We start from the raw sequence: 16,675 nt of genomic DNA, 5'->3' as shown, positions 1-16,675 counted from the left end.
TCTTTCCAGAGCAGCCTAACGCAGTAATTCGCCGGCAATAATCATCTTGCGAATTTCACTAGTGCCGGCGCCGATTTCGAGCAGTTTTGACGCCCGGTAGAGGCGGTTGACCTCGGCTTCGCGCATATAGCCGACACCACCATGGATCTGGACCGAATCCGAAATCACCTTCGTGCAGGTTTCAGCGGCGTAGAGGATGGCGGCGGCGGTGAGCTTGTGGATTTCGCCGCGCCCACCCGCCCCTTCGCCGACTGCATTGCATTCGGCCAGGGTGCGGTAACAGATCGCCTTCATCGTTTCGACGCCGACATACATTTCGGCGAGTTTGGCCTGCACCATCTGAAATTCGGCGATCGGCTTGCCGAACTGTTGCCGCGTCTTGGCATAATCGAGCGCGAGATCGAGCGCGCGTTCGGCCATGCCGACATTGATCATCGCAACCACCGCGCGTTCCAGATCAAGCCCGCTCATGACGATGCCCACGCCGCGATTTTCATCGCCCACCAGATTTTCGGCCGGCACTTCGCAATCGTCGAACACCAGTTCCGCCGTCGTCGACCCGCGAAAGCCCATCTTGTCGAGTTTCTGGGCGACCTTGAACCCCTTGAACCCCTTTTCGATGATGAACGCGGACACGCCCTTGCTGCCGCGATCCTTGTCCGTCTTGGCATAGACCAAAAGGACATCGGCAACCGGGCCGTTGGTGATGTAGAGCTTGCGCCCATTGAGGATATATTTGTCGCCGTCGCGCCGCGCGGTCGTCGCCATCGACCCGATCGCATCGGACCCGGCGCCCGGCTCGGTCAATCCCAGCGCGCCGATCGCGGAACCATCGCACAAGGAAGGCAGGTAACGGGCCTTCAATGTTTCAGACGCGTTGCGGGCGATGTTGTTGAGGCAGAGATTTTCGTGCGCGACATAGCTGAGCGCCAGTGAATGGTTCCACCGCGCCAACCCTTGCGTGATCAGCCCGGCGGTGAAGAAATCGCTGTCCGCCCCGCCGAATCGCTGGGGGGCGGTGACGCCGAGGAAGCCGATCCGGCCCAGAACAGGCATGGCTTCGGGCGGCCACCATTCTTCATCATCCATCTTCTGTTGGAGCGGCCAGAAGGTATCGCGGGCAAATCCGTCCGCCGTATCGAGGATTTCCTGCTGTTCCGCGCTCAAAGCGAAGGCGCTGGATGCGTTGCCAAGGCTCAAGATCGACTCCCTTTTTCGCCCTTTCGAACCGCAGGGCTATTGACGATAAAATGAATGCTATTCACTGTAGTGTCAACGAAGCGTCGGAAAATACCGTCGTGGGGACGGTGGAGATGTGGATGTCGCACGGTTTTGGGGGATCGGTCACAGCATGACGGCCTTTCCATTCGATTCGGTAATGGTCGCCAATCGGGGCGAGATCGCCGCGCGCGTGCTACGCACGGTGAAAGCGTTGGGCCTGCGCGCATTACTGGTCGCGCACCGCATCGACGAAGGCGCGCCTGCGCTGATGCTGGCCGATGATGTGCGCTGGATCGACGGGCCGACGCCGGTGGCCGCATTCCTCGACAGCCAACAGATCATCGCGGCGGCCAAGGATATGGGCGTGGGCGCGATTCATCCGGGCTATGGCTTCCTTTCGGAAAATGCCGATTTCGCCCGGGCGGTGGCCGATGCCGGCATGATCTTCGTCGGGCCGACGCCAGCCGCGATCGAGCTGATGGGCGACAAGGTGCGGGCGCGCAATTTCGTGGCCGAGCGCGGCTTTCCGGTAGCCCCATCGGCGATCGAGGATGATGATCCCGCGACGTTCGTGGCGCGCGCCCGCGCGGTGGGCGCGCCACTGCTCATCAAGCCGTCTGCCGGCGGCGGCGGCAAGGGGATGCGGATCGTGCGCGATCTTGCGACGCTCGACGACGAAATCGTTCGCGCGCGCAGCGAAGGGCAGCGCTATTTCGGCGACGGGCGATTGTTCGTCGAACGCTATGTCGAACGGCCCCGCCATATCGAAGTACAGGTGCTGGGCGACGCGCAGGGCCATGTCGTCCATCTGTTCGAACGCGAATGTTCGCTGCAACGGCGGTTCCAGAAGATCGTCGAGGAAGCGCCCTCCCCCGTGCTCGACGATGCCGAACGCGCGCGGATTTGCGACGCGGCGGCCGGCATCGCGCGCGCTGCGGGCTATGTGAACGCCGGGACGGTGGAGTTCATCTATGGGCGCGGGGAATTTTATTTCCTCGAAATGAACACCCGCCTGCAGGTGGAACATCCGGTGACGGAAGCGATCACCGGGCTGGATCTGGTCGAACAGCAATTGCGGATCGCCGCCGGCCTGCCGCTGGATTTCGCGCAAGCCGATGTTGCGCGCACCGGCCATGCGATAGAATTGCGCATCTGTGCCGAGGATGCCGGTCGCGATTTCGCGCCGACGACGGGGCCGGTGCTGAAACTGACCCCGCCGCAAGGCGCGCGGTTCGACGTGGGCGTCAGCGAGGGGGGGCGCGTGTCTGCGGCCTTCGATCCGATGATCGGCAAGCTAATCGTCCATGGCACAAACCGGGCCGATGCACTGGCCAAAGCGGATGCGGCGCTGGGCGATCTCGTGCTGCTCGGCCTTAAAACCAACATCGCCTATCTGCGCCGGCTGATCGCCGATCCGCAGGTAGCAGCCGGTGACATCCATACCGGGCTGATCGGCGAGAAAGTGGACATCATGCCCGATCCTGCGCCCGACGATGCCCTGCTCGCCCGGCTGATCACGCTGGCGGCCCACCATGTGCCCGAACTGGTGCGCGAGGCCGCCGAAGTGCCGGCGCTGCACGCCGCCATGGGCAGCTGGAGGAACTGATGCCCGGCTTTTTCCTGATCGATGGCATCGCCCACCCGGCGGCGCTCACCCCTGGCGCCAGCGGGAACGCCGATGGCGCGACGATCGCGGTCGATGGCGATCGCATCTGGATCCACCTCGACGGCGTGGCGCGCGAACTCGTCTGGCAGGACGCGATCACCCATTATGAAGAAGAAGCCGGTGGCAGCGCCGGCGATCATGCCCGCGCGCCCATGCCGGGATCGGTGATCCTGGTGCCCGTCGCCGCCGGCGACAGCGTGGCCGCCGGCGATATCATGATGGTGATCGAAAGCATGAAACTGGAAACCGCGATCAAGGCGCCGCGCGACGGGGTGGTGGAGATGATCCACTTTGCCGTGGGCCACACCTTCGAACGCGATGCGACGCTCGTCAGCCTGAAGGCGGACGCGGCATGATGCGGCGGATCGTTTCACGGGTCGACAAGGCCAGCCCGGTCTATCAGGCCAATCGCACGCATAATCTGAAGCTGGCGGCGGACCTGCACGACAAGCAGCATGTTGCGCGCCATGTGCGGCCGCAGCGCGATCTGGATCGGCTGGCGCGGCAGGGCAAGCTGTTCCTGCGCGATCGGCTGGATGCGCTGCTCGACCCCGGCACGCCCTTCCTCGAACTGTCCACGCTGGCGGCCAACATGGCCTATGACGGCGACGTGCCGGGCGCGGGGCAGCTATCGGGAATCGGCATCGTATCGGGCCGCGAAGTCATCATCCACGCCGACGACGCATCGGTGAAGGGAGGTGCCTGGTATCCGCTGTCAGTAAAGAAGATCGTCCGCACATTGGACATCGCGATCGAAAACCGCCTGCCCGTCGTCCACCTGTGCGATTCCGCAGGCGGGTTCCTGCCGTTGCAGGCGCAGTTCTTCGCCGATCGCTACCATGCCGGGCGCATCTTCCGGAACCAATCGATCCTGTCGAAAATGGGCGTGCCGCAGGTTTCGGTGGTGATGGGCCATTGCACCGCGGGCGGCGCGTACATCCCGGCCTTGTCCGATTATAACGTCATCGTGCGCGGCACCGGCGCGATATTCCTGGGCGGGCCGCCGCTGGTGAAGGCCGCGACCGGCGAGGAAGTGACCGTCGAGGAGCTGGGCGGGGCCGACATGCACACCAGCGTTTCGGGAACGGCGGACTATCCCGCATCGTCCGAACGCCACGCCATCGCCGTCACCCGCGAAATCGTCGGCCGCTTCACCCGCGCCGAAAAAACGCGGATCGACCGGGCCGAACCCGAAGACCCGTTTTACGACCCCGAAGAACTGCACGGCATCCTGCCGCAGGACAGCCGCACCAGCTTCGACATGCGCGAAGTGATCGCGCGCATCGTCGACGGCAGCCGTTTCCACGAATATCAGCCGAATTATGGCGACACCCTGATCTGCGGATACGCCCGGATCTGGGGCTATCAGGTCGGCATCCTCGCCAATAACGGCGTGCTGTTCAACGACAGCGCCCTGAAAGGCGCGCACTTCATCCAGCTGTGCGACAAGAACCGCACGCCGTTGCTGTTCCTCCAGAACATCACCGGTTTCATGGTCGGCCGCGAATATGAACGGCGGGGGATTTCCAAGGACGGCGCCAAGATGATCATGGCGGTATCGGGCGCATCGGTTCCCAAATTCACGGTCAACTGCAACGGCGCGTTCGGCGCCGGCGTCTACGGCATGTCCGGCCGCGCGTTCGACAGCCGGTTCATGTTCACCTGGCCACAGGGGCAGACATCGGTGATGGGCGCCGAACAGGCGGCCAACGTGCTGACCGACATCAAAGTGCGCCAGCTCGCCCATCATGGCGAAACGCTCAGCCCCGAACAGATCGACGCCATCCGCGACCCGGTGATCGACGGCTATAAGCGTGAACAAAGTGCATATTATGCCACGTCCGAAATTTGGGACGACGGCCTGATCGACCCGGTGGACACGCGCAACGCACTTGGGATAGCCATCAGCGCCGCGCTGAACGCGCCGATCGAGGAGCCGCATTACGGCGTCTTCCGATTGTAAAAAATATCCGGGAGAGAATGCCGTGACCGACGAGACGCCATCCACCAGCCTGCATCTTGTCGATCCCGATCTGCGTGACGGACTGGCCGCGTTCCCATCATTCACCCTGTCCGACGACCTGATGCCGATCCTGCGCGCGCAGGGGCTGGCGACCGACCAGTCCCCGCCAATGGGGCCGGCGGCGGGCGTATCGTTCGAACGGATAATGGTGCCGGGCCGCGATGGCGCGCCGGATGTGCCGTGCCACCTGTTCATTCCGCCCGATCGCAACGGCCTGAGCGGGGGTTATCTGCACATCCATGGCGGCGGCTATGTGCTGGGCGATGCCGCGATGAGCGACCCGAGCAACCGTTCGATCGCGGCCGCGCTGGGCGTCGTCGTCCTGTCGGTCGATTATCGCCTGGCGCCCGAAACCCGCTGGCCGGGCGCGGTTGAGGATTGCTACGCCGCATTGGGCTGGCTGCACGCCAATGCCGAACGGCTGGGTATCGATCCGCAGCGCATCGCGATCGGCGGCGAAAGTGCGGGCGGCGGGCATACCGCGTCGCTCGCGCTGGTTGCGCGCGACCGCGGCGAATATCCGATCTGCCACCAGCACCTGATCTACCCGATGATCGACGACCGCACGGGATCGAGCGAACCGGCTCTGCCCTTCACCGGCGAATATGTGTGGACGGCCGGATCGAACGCCTATGGCTGGTCCGCGCTGCTCGGCCACCCGGCCGGCACGGGCGAACCGCCGCTGCATGCGGTTCCCGCGCGCACCGATAATCTGGCCGGGTTGCCACCCACCTTCATCGGCACCGGCGCGCTCGACCTCTTTGTCGGCGAGAATCTCGATTATGGCCGCCGCCTGATCGCTGCCGGCGTGCCGACCGAACTGATCGTGGCACCCGGCGCTTACCATGGCTTCAACGGCTTCGCGCCCGATGCGCCTGTTTCGCGCGCCTTCAACGAAGCGAGCCTTGCAGCGCTGGGCCGCGCCATCGGCTGACCTGCCAAGCATTTCGGCAATCATGTCGCCAGTGGGGTTTGGCGGGGCGTGAACCAATTCGGCTGCCACGATCCGCGATCGCTCAATGGCCGGTTATCGACGGTGCCGACCAAAACCGGACCGTCGTGACCCGCGGACTTTGCAGCCGTTCGTTAAATCTCGTCGTCACCCCGGGCTTGACCCGGGGTCCCGCTTTGACGGTGGCGTCAGACAAGGTGCGCATAGAGATCGAGCCACTCGGGATTGCCCCGCTCGATCAGCGCGAATTTCCATTCGCGCCGCCAGATGCGATGTCACGCCCACATATATGGTGCCCCGATAGCGATCGGCCATGATGTAGACCCAGCCGCCTTGCCGATCTCGTTCCATGACAGCAGAACAGAAGAAGCGGGACCCCGGGTCAAGCCCGGGGTGACGGGGGAAGGATGTCCGCTCCCCCCGACTTTCCGGTCATTCCGCGTCTCGCGGATGCTTGCCGTAAGCGGCCGTTGATCGGGGGCGGAATTTGGCGACGCGGCCCGGAACATCATCCGATCGATTGAGCCGGTGGATGCTCCAACGGCCATTGATGCCCCACATTTCATCTTCGATAGCCTGCGGTTCCGCACCGCCAGATGATCCCGTACGACTGGAAAAATGATCTGGTTTGCACTTGCCAACGCGCACCCGGCATGCGGAATAAGCCGACCCCAACAATAGGGGCGGTGACGGAGAGATTGCATGGGCGAGACGATGCGCGCGATGGTGCTGGATAATTTCGGCGGCCCCGAGGTACTCCACATGGCAGAAATCGAACGGCCGCGCGCAGCACCCGGCAACGTCGTCGTTCAGGTGGCTTATGCCAGCGTCAACCCGGCCGACTGGAAAGCCCGCGAAGGTTGGCTGTCGCGCTACTTCCAATATCAGTTCCCGTTCGTCGTCGGTTTTGACGCAGCCGGGATCGTGGCCGAAGTGGGCGAAGGCGTGACCGACCTGAAGGTGGGCGATCGCGTCGTCACCGCATCCAATCAGGGTTTGGGCGAACGCGGTTCTTACGCCGAATATGTCGCGTCGGCGGTGGAACGCTGCGTCAAGCTGCCCGATCATGTGTCGCTGATCGATGCCGCAGCCATGCCGACCGCAGCGATCACCGCCTATGAAGCCACATTCGACGTTGGCGGCGCCAAGGACGGTGCAACAGTGCTGGTCAACGGTGGCGCGGGCGGCACCGGCAGCTATGCGATCCAGCTTGCCAAGATGGCCGGCGCGCGGGTGGCGGCGACCTGCGGCCCGGCCAATATGGATTATGTCCGCAGCCTGGGCGCAGACGTCGCCATCAATTACCGGGAAGGCAATGTTGGCGATGCGGTGCGTGCGTGGGCGCCCGGCGGGGTCGATCTGGTGGTCGATACGGTTGGTCAGGGCACGCTGCTAGAGGCGGTTGAGTTCACCCGGAATGGCGGCGTGATCGCGCCAATCGGAACGCTGGTCCCGAACGAGCCGACGATCGATCCGGCGCGGGCCGAGGCGTTGGGCGTGCGCGTGGTACCGACGATTTCCAGCCATATCAACCAGCCGCGCCAATTGCGGGCGCTGGTCGCGGCCCTCGCCGACGGCAAGATCCGCGCGCCGGAAATCACCATCATGCCGCTGGATCAGGCGGGGGCAGCCCATGCCAAGGTTCAGGACGGCCATGTCCGTGGCAAGATCGTGCTGGAAGTCAACAGCGCCATCGGGCGCTAGACCGTTCAGCCAAGTCCGGCTGGTTGGGGCGATCGTTCCGCGACAAGCAGGAACGACGCCTTTCAAGGGAGAGGATGCCGATGTCGCTGCAATATCTGATCGACAAGGATGCGATCGAACAGGTTTACGTCCGCTATTGCGAGATCGTCGACGCCAAGAGCTTCGACGACATGCATGAGGTGTTCGTCGAAGGCGCGACCGGCGATTATACGCAGGCGCTTGGCCCCGGCGTGATCAGCCCCAACCGGGCAAGCCTGATCGCATCGATGCACGCCAACCTTGGGCCGCACTCAAATTGCGGACCGACCCACCATAATGTCGGCAATTTCCGCGTGACCGTGGATGGCGATACCGCGCGCGCCAAGGTGCATTATTATGCCGAGCATCTGGGCCAGGGCGATTATCCCGGCGAACAATATAGCATGTGGGGGCAATATGAAGACGATCTTGTCCGCACCCGTGACGGCTGGCGCGTGAAGGCGCGCGTCTACAAATGCTTCCTGTCGCGCGGACCGGCCGGCATAACCGGCCCGCGCGCAAGCTGATCCGCTAAAATCCCGGCGCCGGCACGTCGACACGCGCGATTTCGATCGCGCTGTTGCGCGCGCCGGTGCCCATCTGCGTATAATCCCCCGAAAAGGTGCAGCAGAAAAGCGTGCGGCCATCCGGCCCGCCCAGCGCGCAGGCAATGGCGTGTCGGCCGGGAATGGGAATGCGATCGGTAATGACCCCGCCTTCGCGGACGCGGACGAATTCATCCGTGTCATAGCAGGCCACCCAGATGCCGTCTTCGGCGTCGACCGCAATGCCATCGGGCGAACGGCCGCCCAGATCCGCATAAACGCGACGGTGCGACAAGCTGCCATCAGTGTGGCGATCGAATGCCAGCAAGCGCCGTGCCCAGGATTCGGCGACCACCAATGTCCGCCCTTCCTCCACCAGCACCATGCCATTGGGAAATTCGAGCGCGCTGGCGACGGTGCGGGCGACACCGGCCCGATCGATCGCAATCAGATCCGCCTTGGCGGGCGTCGCGCCACCAAACAGATCATAACCGAAATTGCCGACATAAGCGGCGCCGGTTTCATCCACGATCATGTCGTTGCAATCGCCACCGGCAAGACCGGACAGGTCGGCATGGAGCACCAGTTCGCCATTTTCGACGCGCATCACCCGCCGCCCGACCATCGATACGACCAGCAACGTGCCATCGGGCAGAAACCCCAGCCCCGAAGGCCGTTCCGGCACGGTGCAGACCGTTTCGCGCACGCCATCCATGGTGACGCGCAACACTTCATGGCCCCACATGTCCGACACCCAAAGGGCATCGTCGCGCCATCGCGGTCCTTCGAGAAAGACGAAACCGTCGGCCAGTTGCGTCGCGACATGGTCCTTCATCTGGATCCCCTTCCTGCCTGTTCGTTTGGGGCATCGTCGGATGATATGGATAAAATGCAAGCGCTCCCGTCCGCCTGGACGGTGACATGTGGCCGGGATTCGATACAAATCCGCATCAAGAGCCGGATCGATCCGGCCATGGAGGGGACATATGGCGACTTGCCCGCACCGCACGCTGCTCGATCTCGACAATTTCGCCAACGGCACCCCGCGCGACCAGATCGATGCGCTGCGCGCCGATCACCGCATCCTGTGGGAACCCGATGATTATGCCACGGGTGGCCACTGGCTGCTGTTCCAGCAGGCGGACATCGATCATGTCCTGCAAAGCCCGGACCTGTTCACCAATTCGCAAGGGCCGCTGCTGGAGGATTTCCCGCCCGAAGCCCTGGCCGAACAGCAGCAGAGCCTGACCTTCATGGATCCGCCGCAGCACCGCCGCTGGCGCGCGCTGGTGGAATATGCCTTCCGTTCCGCCGCCTTGAAGGCCCGCGAACCGATGATGCGCGACGTGGCGACCGCGATCCTCGACACCGTCATGCCCAAGGGCGAATGCGAGTTCGTGACCGAGGTGGCGATGCAGTTGCCGATGCGCGTGATGTTCCATGTGCTGGGCGTGCGCGAGGCCGATTTCGCGCGGGTGATCGACCTGACGAACACGCTGGCGCTGGCCGATGATCCCGAATTTGCCGAAAATCGCGCAGCAGGCTTTGCCGCGTCGATGGAACTGATCGCGTTCGGCGAGGCGCTGGCCGCGGATCACCGCGCGGCCCCGCGCGACAGCACGACGATGGACATCCTGAATGCGGAGGCCGATGGCGACCGCATATCCGACCGGGAGTTCGGCCGGCTGTTCAACAATCTGATCGTCGGCGGGATCGAAACCACCCGCAACACGCTGGCATGGGGCATGGTGGAGTTCATCCGCCACCCGGATCAGTACCATATGCTGCAGGCGGACCCGGCACTGGTGGCCGGCGCGGTCGAGGAAATCCTGCGGTTCCGCAACCCGGTGGTTTATCTGCGCCGCACCGCGCGGTGCGACCAGGAACTGGCGGGCCAGAAGATCCGCGCGGGCGACAAGGTGGCCTGCCTGCTGGGATCGCCCAACCGCGATCCGGCATTGTTCGACGAACCCACGCGATTCGACATCACCCGCGCGCCCAATCTAGCGCGACGCAACATGCGCACGTTCGGCGCGGGGCAGCATTATTGCCTGGGCATCCAGCAGGCGAAAATGAACCTGACGGTGATGATCGGCGAAATCGCCCGGCGGATCGACAATCCGCGCCTGCTGGCCGAACCGGTGCACGCGCGCTCGATCTTCCTCGACGGGTTCAAGACGCTGCGGCTGGCTTTCGACGAACGACCAAGCTGACCCGACCAATCCATTGGCCGTGCGCCGGGAAATGTGCACTGTCCGGCGATCATGCCTGATTGCCGGAGTATCCCCCATATGGATCGCCGTTCGTTCCTCATGTCCTCGGGCGCGCTCGCCCTTGCCACCGCCCTGCCCGCGCCCCTGTTCGCCAAAATCGGCGATGGTGATGCGGCACTCACCACGCTGCTCGACGCCTTCTTCGACGAAAGCCTGGATGACAGCCCCGAATCCGCGACGAGCCAGGGCCTCGACAAGGGCCGGCACGCCGCGCTGAAGGGCAAGCTCAGCGATTATTCGAGCGCCGGTCGCGCGACCCAGTTGGCCCGGCTGCGCGATCGGGCAAAGCGCCTGCAGGCGTTCGATCGCAACGCGCTCACCCCACTCGGCCGGATCAATTATGACGTCACCGATTATCTGCTGACGCAGGGGATCAAGGGCTATGGCGACTATGATTTCGGATCAGCCGACGGCACCTGGGCGCCTTACGCGCTGAGCCAGCTGGGCGGAGCGTATCAGGCAGTTCCCGATTTCCTCGATTCGCAGCACGGGATCGAAACGAAGGGCGATGCCGACGCCTATCTCCAGCGCCTCGCCGGCTTCGCCACCGCACTCGACCAGAATAGCGAGCGCCAGCGCACCGAAGCGGCACTGGGCGTGGTTGCCCCGGATTTCTCGCTCGACCTGACATTGACCCAGCTGGCCGCGCTACGGAGCCAGCCGGCCGGCGAAACCGTGCTCGTCAAATCGCTCGCCCGGCGGACGCATGAAAAGGGCATTGCCGGCGACTGGGCGGCGATGGCCGAGACGATCGTCACCCGCCAGATATTCCCCGCGCTCGACCGGCAGATCGCGCTTGTTGGCGAACTGCGCGGCAAGGCGAGCAAGGAAGCCGGCGTGTGGCGGCTGGCACGCGGCGCGGACTATTATCGCGACGCCCTCGCCAATGCCACGACCACCACGATGACGCCCGACGAAATCCACCGGATCGGGCTGGAACAGGTGGCCGACCTGACCGCCCGGATCGATGCGATCCTGAAGGTCGAAGGGATGACCAACGGCACCGTCGGCGAACGGCTGACCGCGCTCAACATCGATCCCAAGCAGCTTTACCCCAATAACGATGCCGGCCGCGCCGAACTGCTCGCCAGCCTGAACGCCGATATCAAGAAGATGAACGCGCTGCTGCCGCGTGCCTTTTCCACCCTGCCCAAGGCCCCGATCGAGGTGCGCCGTGTTCCCGCGTTCATCCAGGATGGCGCGCCCAACGGCTATTACAATCCGGCCGCGCTGGATGGATCGCGCGACGCGATCTACTGGATCAACCTGAAAGATACGCATGACTGGCCGAAATATGGGCTGCCGGCGCTGACCTACCATGAAGCGACACCGGGCCACCATTTGCAGGGCAGCCTGTCGCAGGAAACACAGGGCATCCCGATCCTGCGCCGCCAGACCTATTTTTCGGCCTATGGCGAAGGCTGGGCGCTCTATGCCGAAGGCGTGGCCGAGGAACTGGGCGCTTATGGCAGCGACCGGCTGGGCGTGGCGGGCAGCCTTCAATCGTTATTGTTCCGGGCTGTCCGACTGGTGATCGACACCGGCATTCACGCCAAGCGGTGGACCCGCGAACAGGCGACGGACTATATGGTCGCCAACACCGGCTTCACCCGGCCCCGTTCGCTGCGCGAGGTGGAGCGGTACTGCGTGTGGCCGGGCCAAGCGTGCAGCTACAAGGTCGGCCACAACAAGTGGATGGAATTGCGCAAGCGCGCCGAAACCGAACTGGGTGACAAGTTCGACCTGCGCTGGTTCCATGATGTGCTGCTGGACGGCGCCATGCCCCTCACCATCCTCGAAGCAAGGATCGACGAACGGATCAAGGCGCGCAAGGGCTGATCGGCCGCGCCATCTCGACGCGCATCATCGCCCGTGTTAGCTGCGTATGACAGCATGAACCGGCGATGATGCGCGACGACGATCCTTACGACCGCGATCCCCCCGAAACGGGCGGCGATCACCGCGCATCCGCGCCGCCCGCTTCACCGGACGGTTCGCCCACGGCTGGCCCGCGCCCTTTCTGGAAACGCTGGCCGTTCTGGAAACGGGTGATGCAGGCGGGCGCCGTAGTCTTCGTCCTGCTGATAGCGTGGCTGACGGTTACCGCGCCGCTTTCGCGATCGCTGCGCCCCATCGCCCCGCCGAGCATCACCCTGCTATCCAGCGACGGCAAGGCGATCGCCCGCAAGGGCGCGATCATCGACCGGCCGGTGGTGATCGCCGACCTGCCGAAACATGTGCCGCAGGCGTTCATGGGGATCGAGGACCGACGATTCTACAGCCATTGGGGGATCGACCCGCGCGGCATCGCCCGGGCCGCATGGCGCAACACGGTGGCCGGTGGCGTGCGCGAAGGCGGCAGCACGATCACCCAGCAACTCGCCAAGGTCGCTTTCCTCGATTCGGACAGGACGGCCGCGCGCAAACTGCGCGAGGTGCTCATCGCCTTCTGGCTGGAAGCGCGGTTGTCGAAGGACGAGATCCTCGCGCGCTATCTGTCCAACGTCTATTTCGGCGACAACGTATATGGCCTGCGCGCCGCATCCCTCCATTATTTCAATCGCCAGCCGGAAAAGCTGACGGTCGGGCAAGCGGCGATGCTGGCCGGGCTGCTGAAAGCCCCGTCGCGCCTGTCGCCCACCGATAATCTGAAGGGCGCCCGTGCCCGGCAGAAGGTGGTGATCGCGGCGATGGCCGACGCCGGTTTCCTGACAGCGGAACAGGCGGCCAATGTCGCGCCCGCCAAGCTCAATGTCCGGCCGCTGCGCACATTGCCCAGCGGCACTTACTTCGCCGATTGGGCGCTGCCCGCCGCACGCGACAATGCCGGCGCGGTCTATGCCGAACAGGAAGTGACCACCACGCTGGACAGCCGCGTCCAGCGCGCCGCCGAAGCGGCCGTACGCCGCGCCGGCCTCGGCAAGGCGCAGGTAGCGCTGGTGGCAATGCGCCCCGACGGCAGCGTCGTCGCGATGGTCGGCGGCAAGAATTATGCGGCCAGCCCGTTCAACCGCGCCACCCAGGCGCGCCGGCAGCCGGGATCGACGTTCAAGCTGTTCGTCTATCTGGCGGCGCTGCGCGAAGGGATGACGCCGGATACGCTGATCGACGATGCACCGATCAAGGTGGGTGACTGGTCCCCCGCCAACAGCGACGGGCGTTATCGCGGCAAGATCACCCTGCGCGAGGCATTCGCCCGGTCGAGCAATGTCGCGGCCGTGCGGATCGCGCATCAGGTGGGGATGGACAAGGTGATCCGCGCCGCGCGCGACCTGGGCATCACCAGCCCGCTGGCCGTTGACGATGCCACGCTGGCGCTGGGCACATCGGGCGTGACGCTGACCGAACTGACCGCCGCTTATGCCGCCGTCGCCGCCAACGCCTATCCGGTGAAGCCCCACGCTTTGCCCGAAGGCGAAAAGAGCTGGTACGATGCGTTCTGGGATCGACCACGCAAGATCGACCCGGAAATGCACGCCATGCTGCTCGACCTGCTGGGCGCGGCGGTGCGCGAAGGCACCGGCCGTTCGGCGACACTGGCGATCGACGCGTTCGGCAAGACCGGCACGACGCAGGACAATCGCGACGCGATCTTCGTCGGCTTTTCGGGCGATCTGGTCGCCGCCGTGTGGGTGGGCAATGACGATAACAGCCCGCTGGGGGGGATTGCCGGTGGCGGCCTGCCCGCGCGCATCTGGCGCGATTTCATGAGCCGGGTGGTGGATGGCGCCGCCGCCCCGCGCGTCGAACGCGAACCGGTGGCGGAACCTGATCCCGAACCCATCGTCGCGATCGAAAGCGACGGCAACGGCCCCGTGCTCGACGTCAGCGGCGCGATCGGCAACGTCGACATGGGCCTGCGCGTTGGCCCGGACGGCGTGGTGGTATCCGCCACGCCCGCAAATGGCGGCAACGGCCCTGCCGATACCAGCCGCCGCCCCGCCCCCGCCACATTGCCGCCCGATCCCCCGCGCGAACCGGCGCCGGCCGACCAGCCCTGATCAATGCCGCCTCCGTTCACCGACGCTTGAGATTGGCGGCCCACGGTTCTAGACGCTGAGGCGATGCCGCCAAATTCACACCCCTTTCCGCACCGTCACCTGACGGGCATTTATGGCCTGCAACCATGGGAGATCGCCTTTCTCCTCGATGAGGCCGAACAATGGATCGCCATGAACCGCGGCACCGCCGCCAAGCATGACGACCGGCTGGCCGGGCTAACCCTGATCAACGCCTTCTTCGAAAACAGCACGCGCACGCTGTTGTCGTTCGAAATCGCCGGCAAGCGGCTGGGCGCGGACGTGGTGAACATGCAGGTCGCCCAGTCCAGCGTGAAGAAGGGCGAAACGCTGATCGACACGGCGGTGACGCTGAACGCGATGCGCGCCGACGTGATCGTCATCCGCCACGAATCATCGGGCGCGGTGCAACTGATCGCCGACAAGGTGGATTGCCCGGTGCTCAATGCCGGCGATGGCCGCCACGAACATCCGACGCAGGCGCTGCTCGATGCGCTGACCATCCGCCGCCGCAAGGGCCGGATCGATGGCTTGCGCGTCGCGATCTGCGGCGATGTGCTCCACAGCCGCGTCGCGCGCTCCAACATATTGGCGCTGACCGCGCTGAACGCCGAAGTGCGCGTGATCGCGCCGCCGACGCTGATGCCCACCGCGATCGAACGGATGGGCGTGAAGGCTTACACTGATTTCGATGCCGGACTGGACGGTGCCGACGTGGTGATGATGCTGCGGCTGCAGCGTGAACGGATGGCGGGCGGCTTCGTCCCCTCCCCCCGCGAATATCATGCGCTGTACGGGCTGACCCCGGAACGGCTGGAACGCGCCGCGCCCGATGCGCTGGTGATGCACCCCGGCCCGATGAACCGGGGCGTGGAAATCGCATCGTCGGTGGCGGATGATCCCCACCGTTCCGCGATCACCGAACAGGTGGAAATGGGTGTCGCCGTGCGCATGGCCTGCCTTGATGTGTTGACCCGCGCGCGCCGGGGAGTGCCGGGATGGAACTGAAACCGCTTGCCATCGTCAATGGCCGCCTGGTCGATCCCGCCGGAACGGTGACGGTCGGGGGCGTGCTGATCCGTGATCGCGTGATCGCGGCCATCGGCGCAATCGAACCCGGCGATGCAGATGTCATCGATGCCAAAGGCGCGCTGATCGCGCCGGGCATCGTCGACGTCGGCGGCTTTGCGATCGATCTGCCCGCCTTCATGGCCGGGGGGATTACCCGTGCCGCGCTGATGCCCGATCAATCGCCACCCCTCGATGAACCGGCGCTGGTGCAACGGGCGGCGGCGGCGGGAAAGCCCGACGTGTGGATCCACCCGATCGCCGCCGCCACACGCGGGCTGGCCGGCGAGGAACTGGCCGAAATCGGCCTGATGCGCGCCGCTGGCGCGTGCGCGATTGCCACCGGGCGGCGCGCGATCGTCGATTCGGGGGTGATGCACCGCCTGCTGGCTTATGCCGCAGCCCTCGATATGCCGGTGATCGTCCATGCCGAAGATGCCGGGCTGACGGCGGGCGCCGTCGCCACCGCGGGTGAAACGGCAACCCGGCTCGGCCTGCCGTCCGCCCCGGCGATCGCCGAAGCGATGGCAATCGCACGCGATCTGGTTCTGGCCGAAGACAGCGGCGCGCGGATCCATTTCCATCAGGTGACGACGGCCGCCGGGTTCGATCTGATCCGCGCCGCCCGCAAGCGCGGCGTGCGCGTCACCTGCGGGACGACGCCGGCGCATCTGCTGCTGTCCGACACCGCGATCGGGCTGTTCCGCACCTTTGCCCGCCTGTCGCCGCCGCTGCGCGAAGAACGCGACCGGCTGGCCACGATCGAGGCGGTGCGCGACGGCACGGTCGATATCCTGTGTTCCGCGCACGATCCGCAAGGACCGGAAGCCAAGCGCCTGCCCTTCACCGATGCCGAACCCGGCATGGCGGGCGCTGAAACATTGCTCACCCTGGCGCTGACTTTGGTGCGCGACGAAGTGATCGATCTGCCGCGCCTGTTCGCGCTGCTTTCGGCCAATCCCGCCAGATTGCTGGGGCTACCCGGCGGCGTGCTGGCGGTGGGAGCCGAAGCGGACCTGATCCTGGTCGATCCCGACACGCCCTGGCGGATCGATGCCGATCGCATGGCCGCCAAGGCCGGCAACACGCCGTTCGATGGCTTGCCGGTGCAGGGCAAGGTGATCCGCACGATCAAGGGCGGGCGAGCGCTGGGCTAAATCGGAAAGCTGAGGGTCGGGCCGGAAAC

Annotated in this window: 13 protein-coding genes; 11 read left to right on the top strand and 2 right to left on the bottom strand. The window is 65.1% G+C overall.

All coding sequences use genetic code 11. From position 1 onward, the window contains the following. Window positions 1-15: 15 nt before the first annotated feature. Complete coding sequence (locus KC8_RS01890; RefSeq protein WP_010126497.1) at window positions 16-1,200, bottom strand: acyl-CoA dehydrogenase family protein; 1,185 nt, start codon at window positions 1,198-1,200, stop codon at window positions 16-18. A gap of 151 nt (window positions 1,201-1,351) precedes the next feature. On the opposite strand from KC8_RS01890, the gene KC8_RS01885 reads away from it, so the two are divergent. The 6 genes from KC8_RS01885 to KC8_RS01855 all read left to right on the top strand — a co-directional run bounded on the left by KC8_RS01885 (window position 1,352) and on the right by KC8_RS01855 (window position 8,111). Then, window positions 1,352-2,827 carry an acetyl-CoA carboxylase biotin carboxylase subunit gene (locus KC8_RS01885; RefSeq protein WP_010126499.1) on the top strand — a complete coding sequence of 492 codons (1,476 nt, stop codon included), beginning with the start codon at window positions 1,352-1,354 and terminating at the stop codon, window positions 2,825-2,827. Then, window positions 2,827-3,243 (top strand): acetyl-CoA carboxylase biotin carboxyl carrier protein subunit, encoded by a 417-nt coding sequence (locus KC8_RS01880; RefSeq protein WP_010126501.1) that lies wholly within the window; start codon window positions 2,827-2,829, stop codon window positions 3,241-3,243. The genes KC8_RS01885 and KC8_RS01880 overlap by 1 nt, the downstream gene beginning before the upstream one ends. Further along, window positions 3,243-4,850: an acyl-CoA carboxylase subunit beta gene (locus tag KC8_RS01875; RefSeq protein ID WP_010126503.1), complete on the top strand. Its 1,608-nt coding sequence runs from the start codon at window positions 3,243-3,245 to the stop codon at window positions 4,848-4,850. The genes KC8_RS01880 and KC8_RS01875 overlap by 1 nt, the downstream gene beginning before the upstream one ends. 22 nt (window positions 4,851-4,872) lie before the next feature. Next, on the top strand, window positions 4,873-5,844 hold the full coding sequence (locus KC8_RS01870; RefSeq protein WP_010126504.1) for an alpha/beta hydrolase: 972 nt from the start codon (window positions 4,873-4,875) through the stop codon (window positions 5,842-5,844). Between the two features lie 720 nt (window positions 5,845-6,564). Then, window positions 6,565-7,566 (top strand): quinone oxidoreductase family protein, encoded by a 1,002-nt coding sequence (locus KC8_RS01860; protein ID WP_010123287.1) that lies wholly within the window; start codon window positions 6,565-6,567, stop codon window positions 7,564-7,566. A gap of 74 nt (window positions 7,567-7,640) precedes the next feature. Then, window positions 7,641-8,111 (top strand): nuclear transport factor 2 family protein, encoded by a 471-nt coding sequence (locus KC8_RS01855; RefSeq protein WP_010123289.1) that lies wholly within the window; start codon window positions 7,641-7,643, stop codon window positions 8,109-8,111. Window positions 8,112-8,115: 4 nt separating this feature from the next. On the opposite strand, the gene KC8_RS01850 is transcribed toward KC8_RS01855, so the two are convergent. Then, the gene (locus tag KC8_RS01850) at window positions 8,116-8,964 is read right to left on the bottom strand and encodes an SMP-30/gluconolactonase/LRE family protein (RefSeq protein ID WP_010123291.1); all 849 of its coding nucleotides are present in this window, start codon (window positions 8,962-8,964) and stop codon (window positions 8,116-8,118) included. Between the two features lie 151 nt (window positions 8,965-9,115). Here KC8_RS01850 and KC8_RS01845 point away from each other — a divergent pair, with 151 nt between their 5' ends. The 5 genes from KC8_RS01845 to KC8_RS01825 all read left to right on the top strand — a co-directional run bounded on the left by KC8_RS01845 (window position 9,116) and on the right by KC8_RS01825 (window position 16,646). Then, window positions 9,116-10,342 carry a cytochrome P450 gene (locus tag KC8_RS01845; protein ID WP_010123293.1) on the top strand — a complete coding sequence of 409 codons (1,227 nt, stop codon included), beginning with the start codon at window positions 9,116-9,118 and terminating at the stop codon, window positions 10,340-10,342. A gap of 78 nt (window positions 10,343-10,420) precedes the next feature. Then, window positions 10,421-12,241: a DUF885 domain-containing protein gene (locus tag KC8_RS01840; RefSeq protein ID WP_010123295.1), complete on the top strand. Its 1,821-nt coding sequence runs from the start codon at window positions 10,421-10,423 to the stop codon at window positions 12,239-12,241. 65 nt (window positions 12,242-12,306) lie between these two features. Then, window positions 12,307-14,403: a transglycosylase domain-containing protein gene (locus KC8_RS01835; RefSeq protein WP_010123297.1), complete on the top strand. Its 2,097-nt coding sequence runs from the start codon at window positions 12,307-12,309 to the stop codon at window positions 14,401-14,403. 63 nt (window positions 14,404-14,466) lie between these two features. Next, window positions 14,467-15,429: an aspartate carbamoyltransferase catalytic subunit gene (locus tag KC8_RS01830; RefSeq protein WP_010123299.1), complete on the top strand. Its 963-nt coding sequence runs from the start codon at window positions 14,467-14,469 to the stop codon at window positions 15,427-15,429. Continuing rightward, entirely contained in the window at window positions 15,420-16,646 is a 1,227-nt protein-coding gene (locus KC8_RS01825) for a dihydroorotase (protein ID WP_010123301.1), read from the top strand. The genes KC8_RS01830 and KC8_RS01825 overlap by 10 nt, the downstream gene beginning before the upstream one ends. Window positions 16,647-16,675 lie beyond the last annotated feature (29 nt).

Origin of the sequence: Sphingomonas sp. KC8 (assembly GCF_002151445.1) — a bacterium.
In the GTDB taxonomy this organism is placed as follows: Bacteria; Pseudomonadota; Alphaproteobacteria; order Sphingomonadales; family Sphingomonadaceae; genus Sphingomonas_E.
This window is presented reverse-complemented; position numbering and strand designations above follow the sequence as displayed.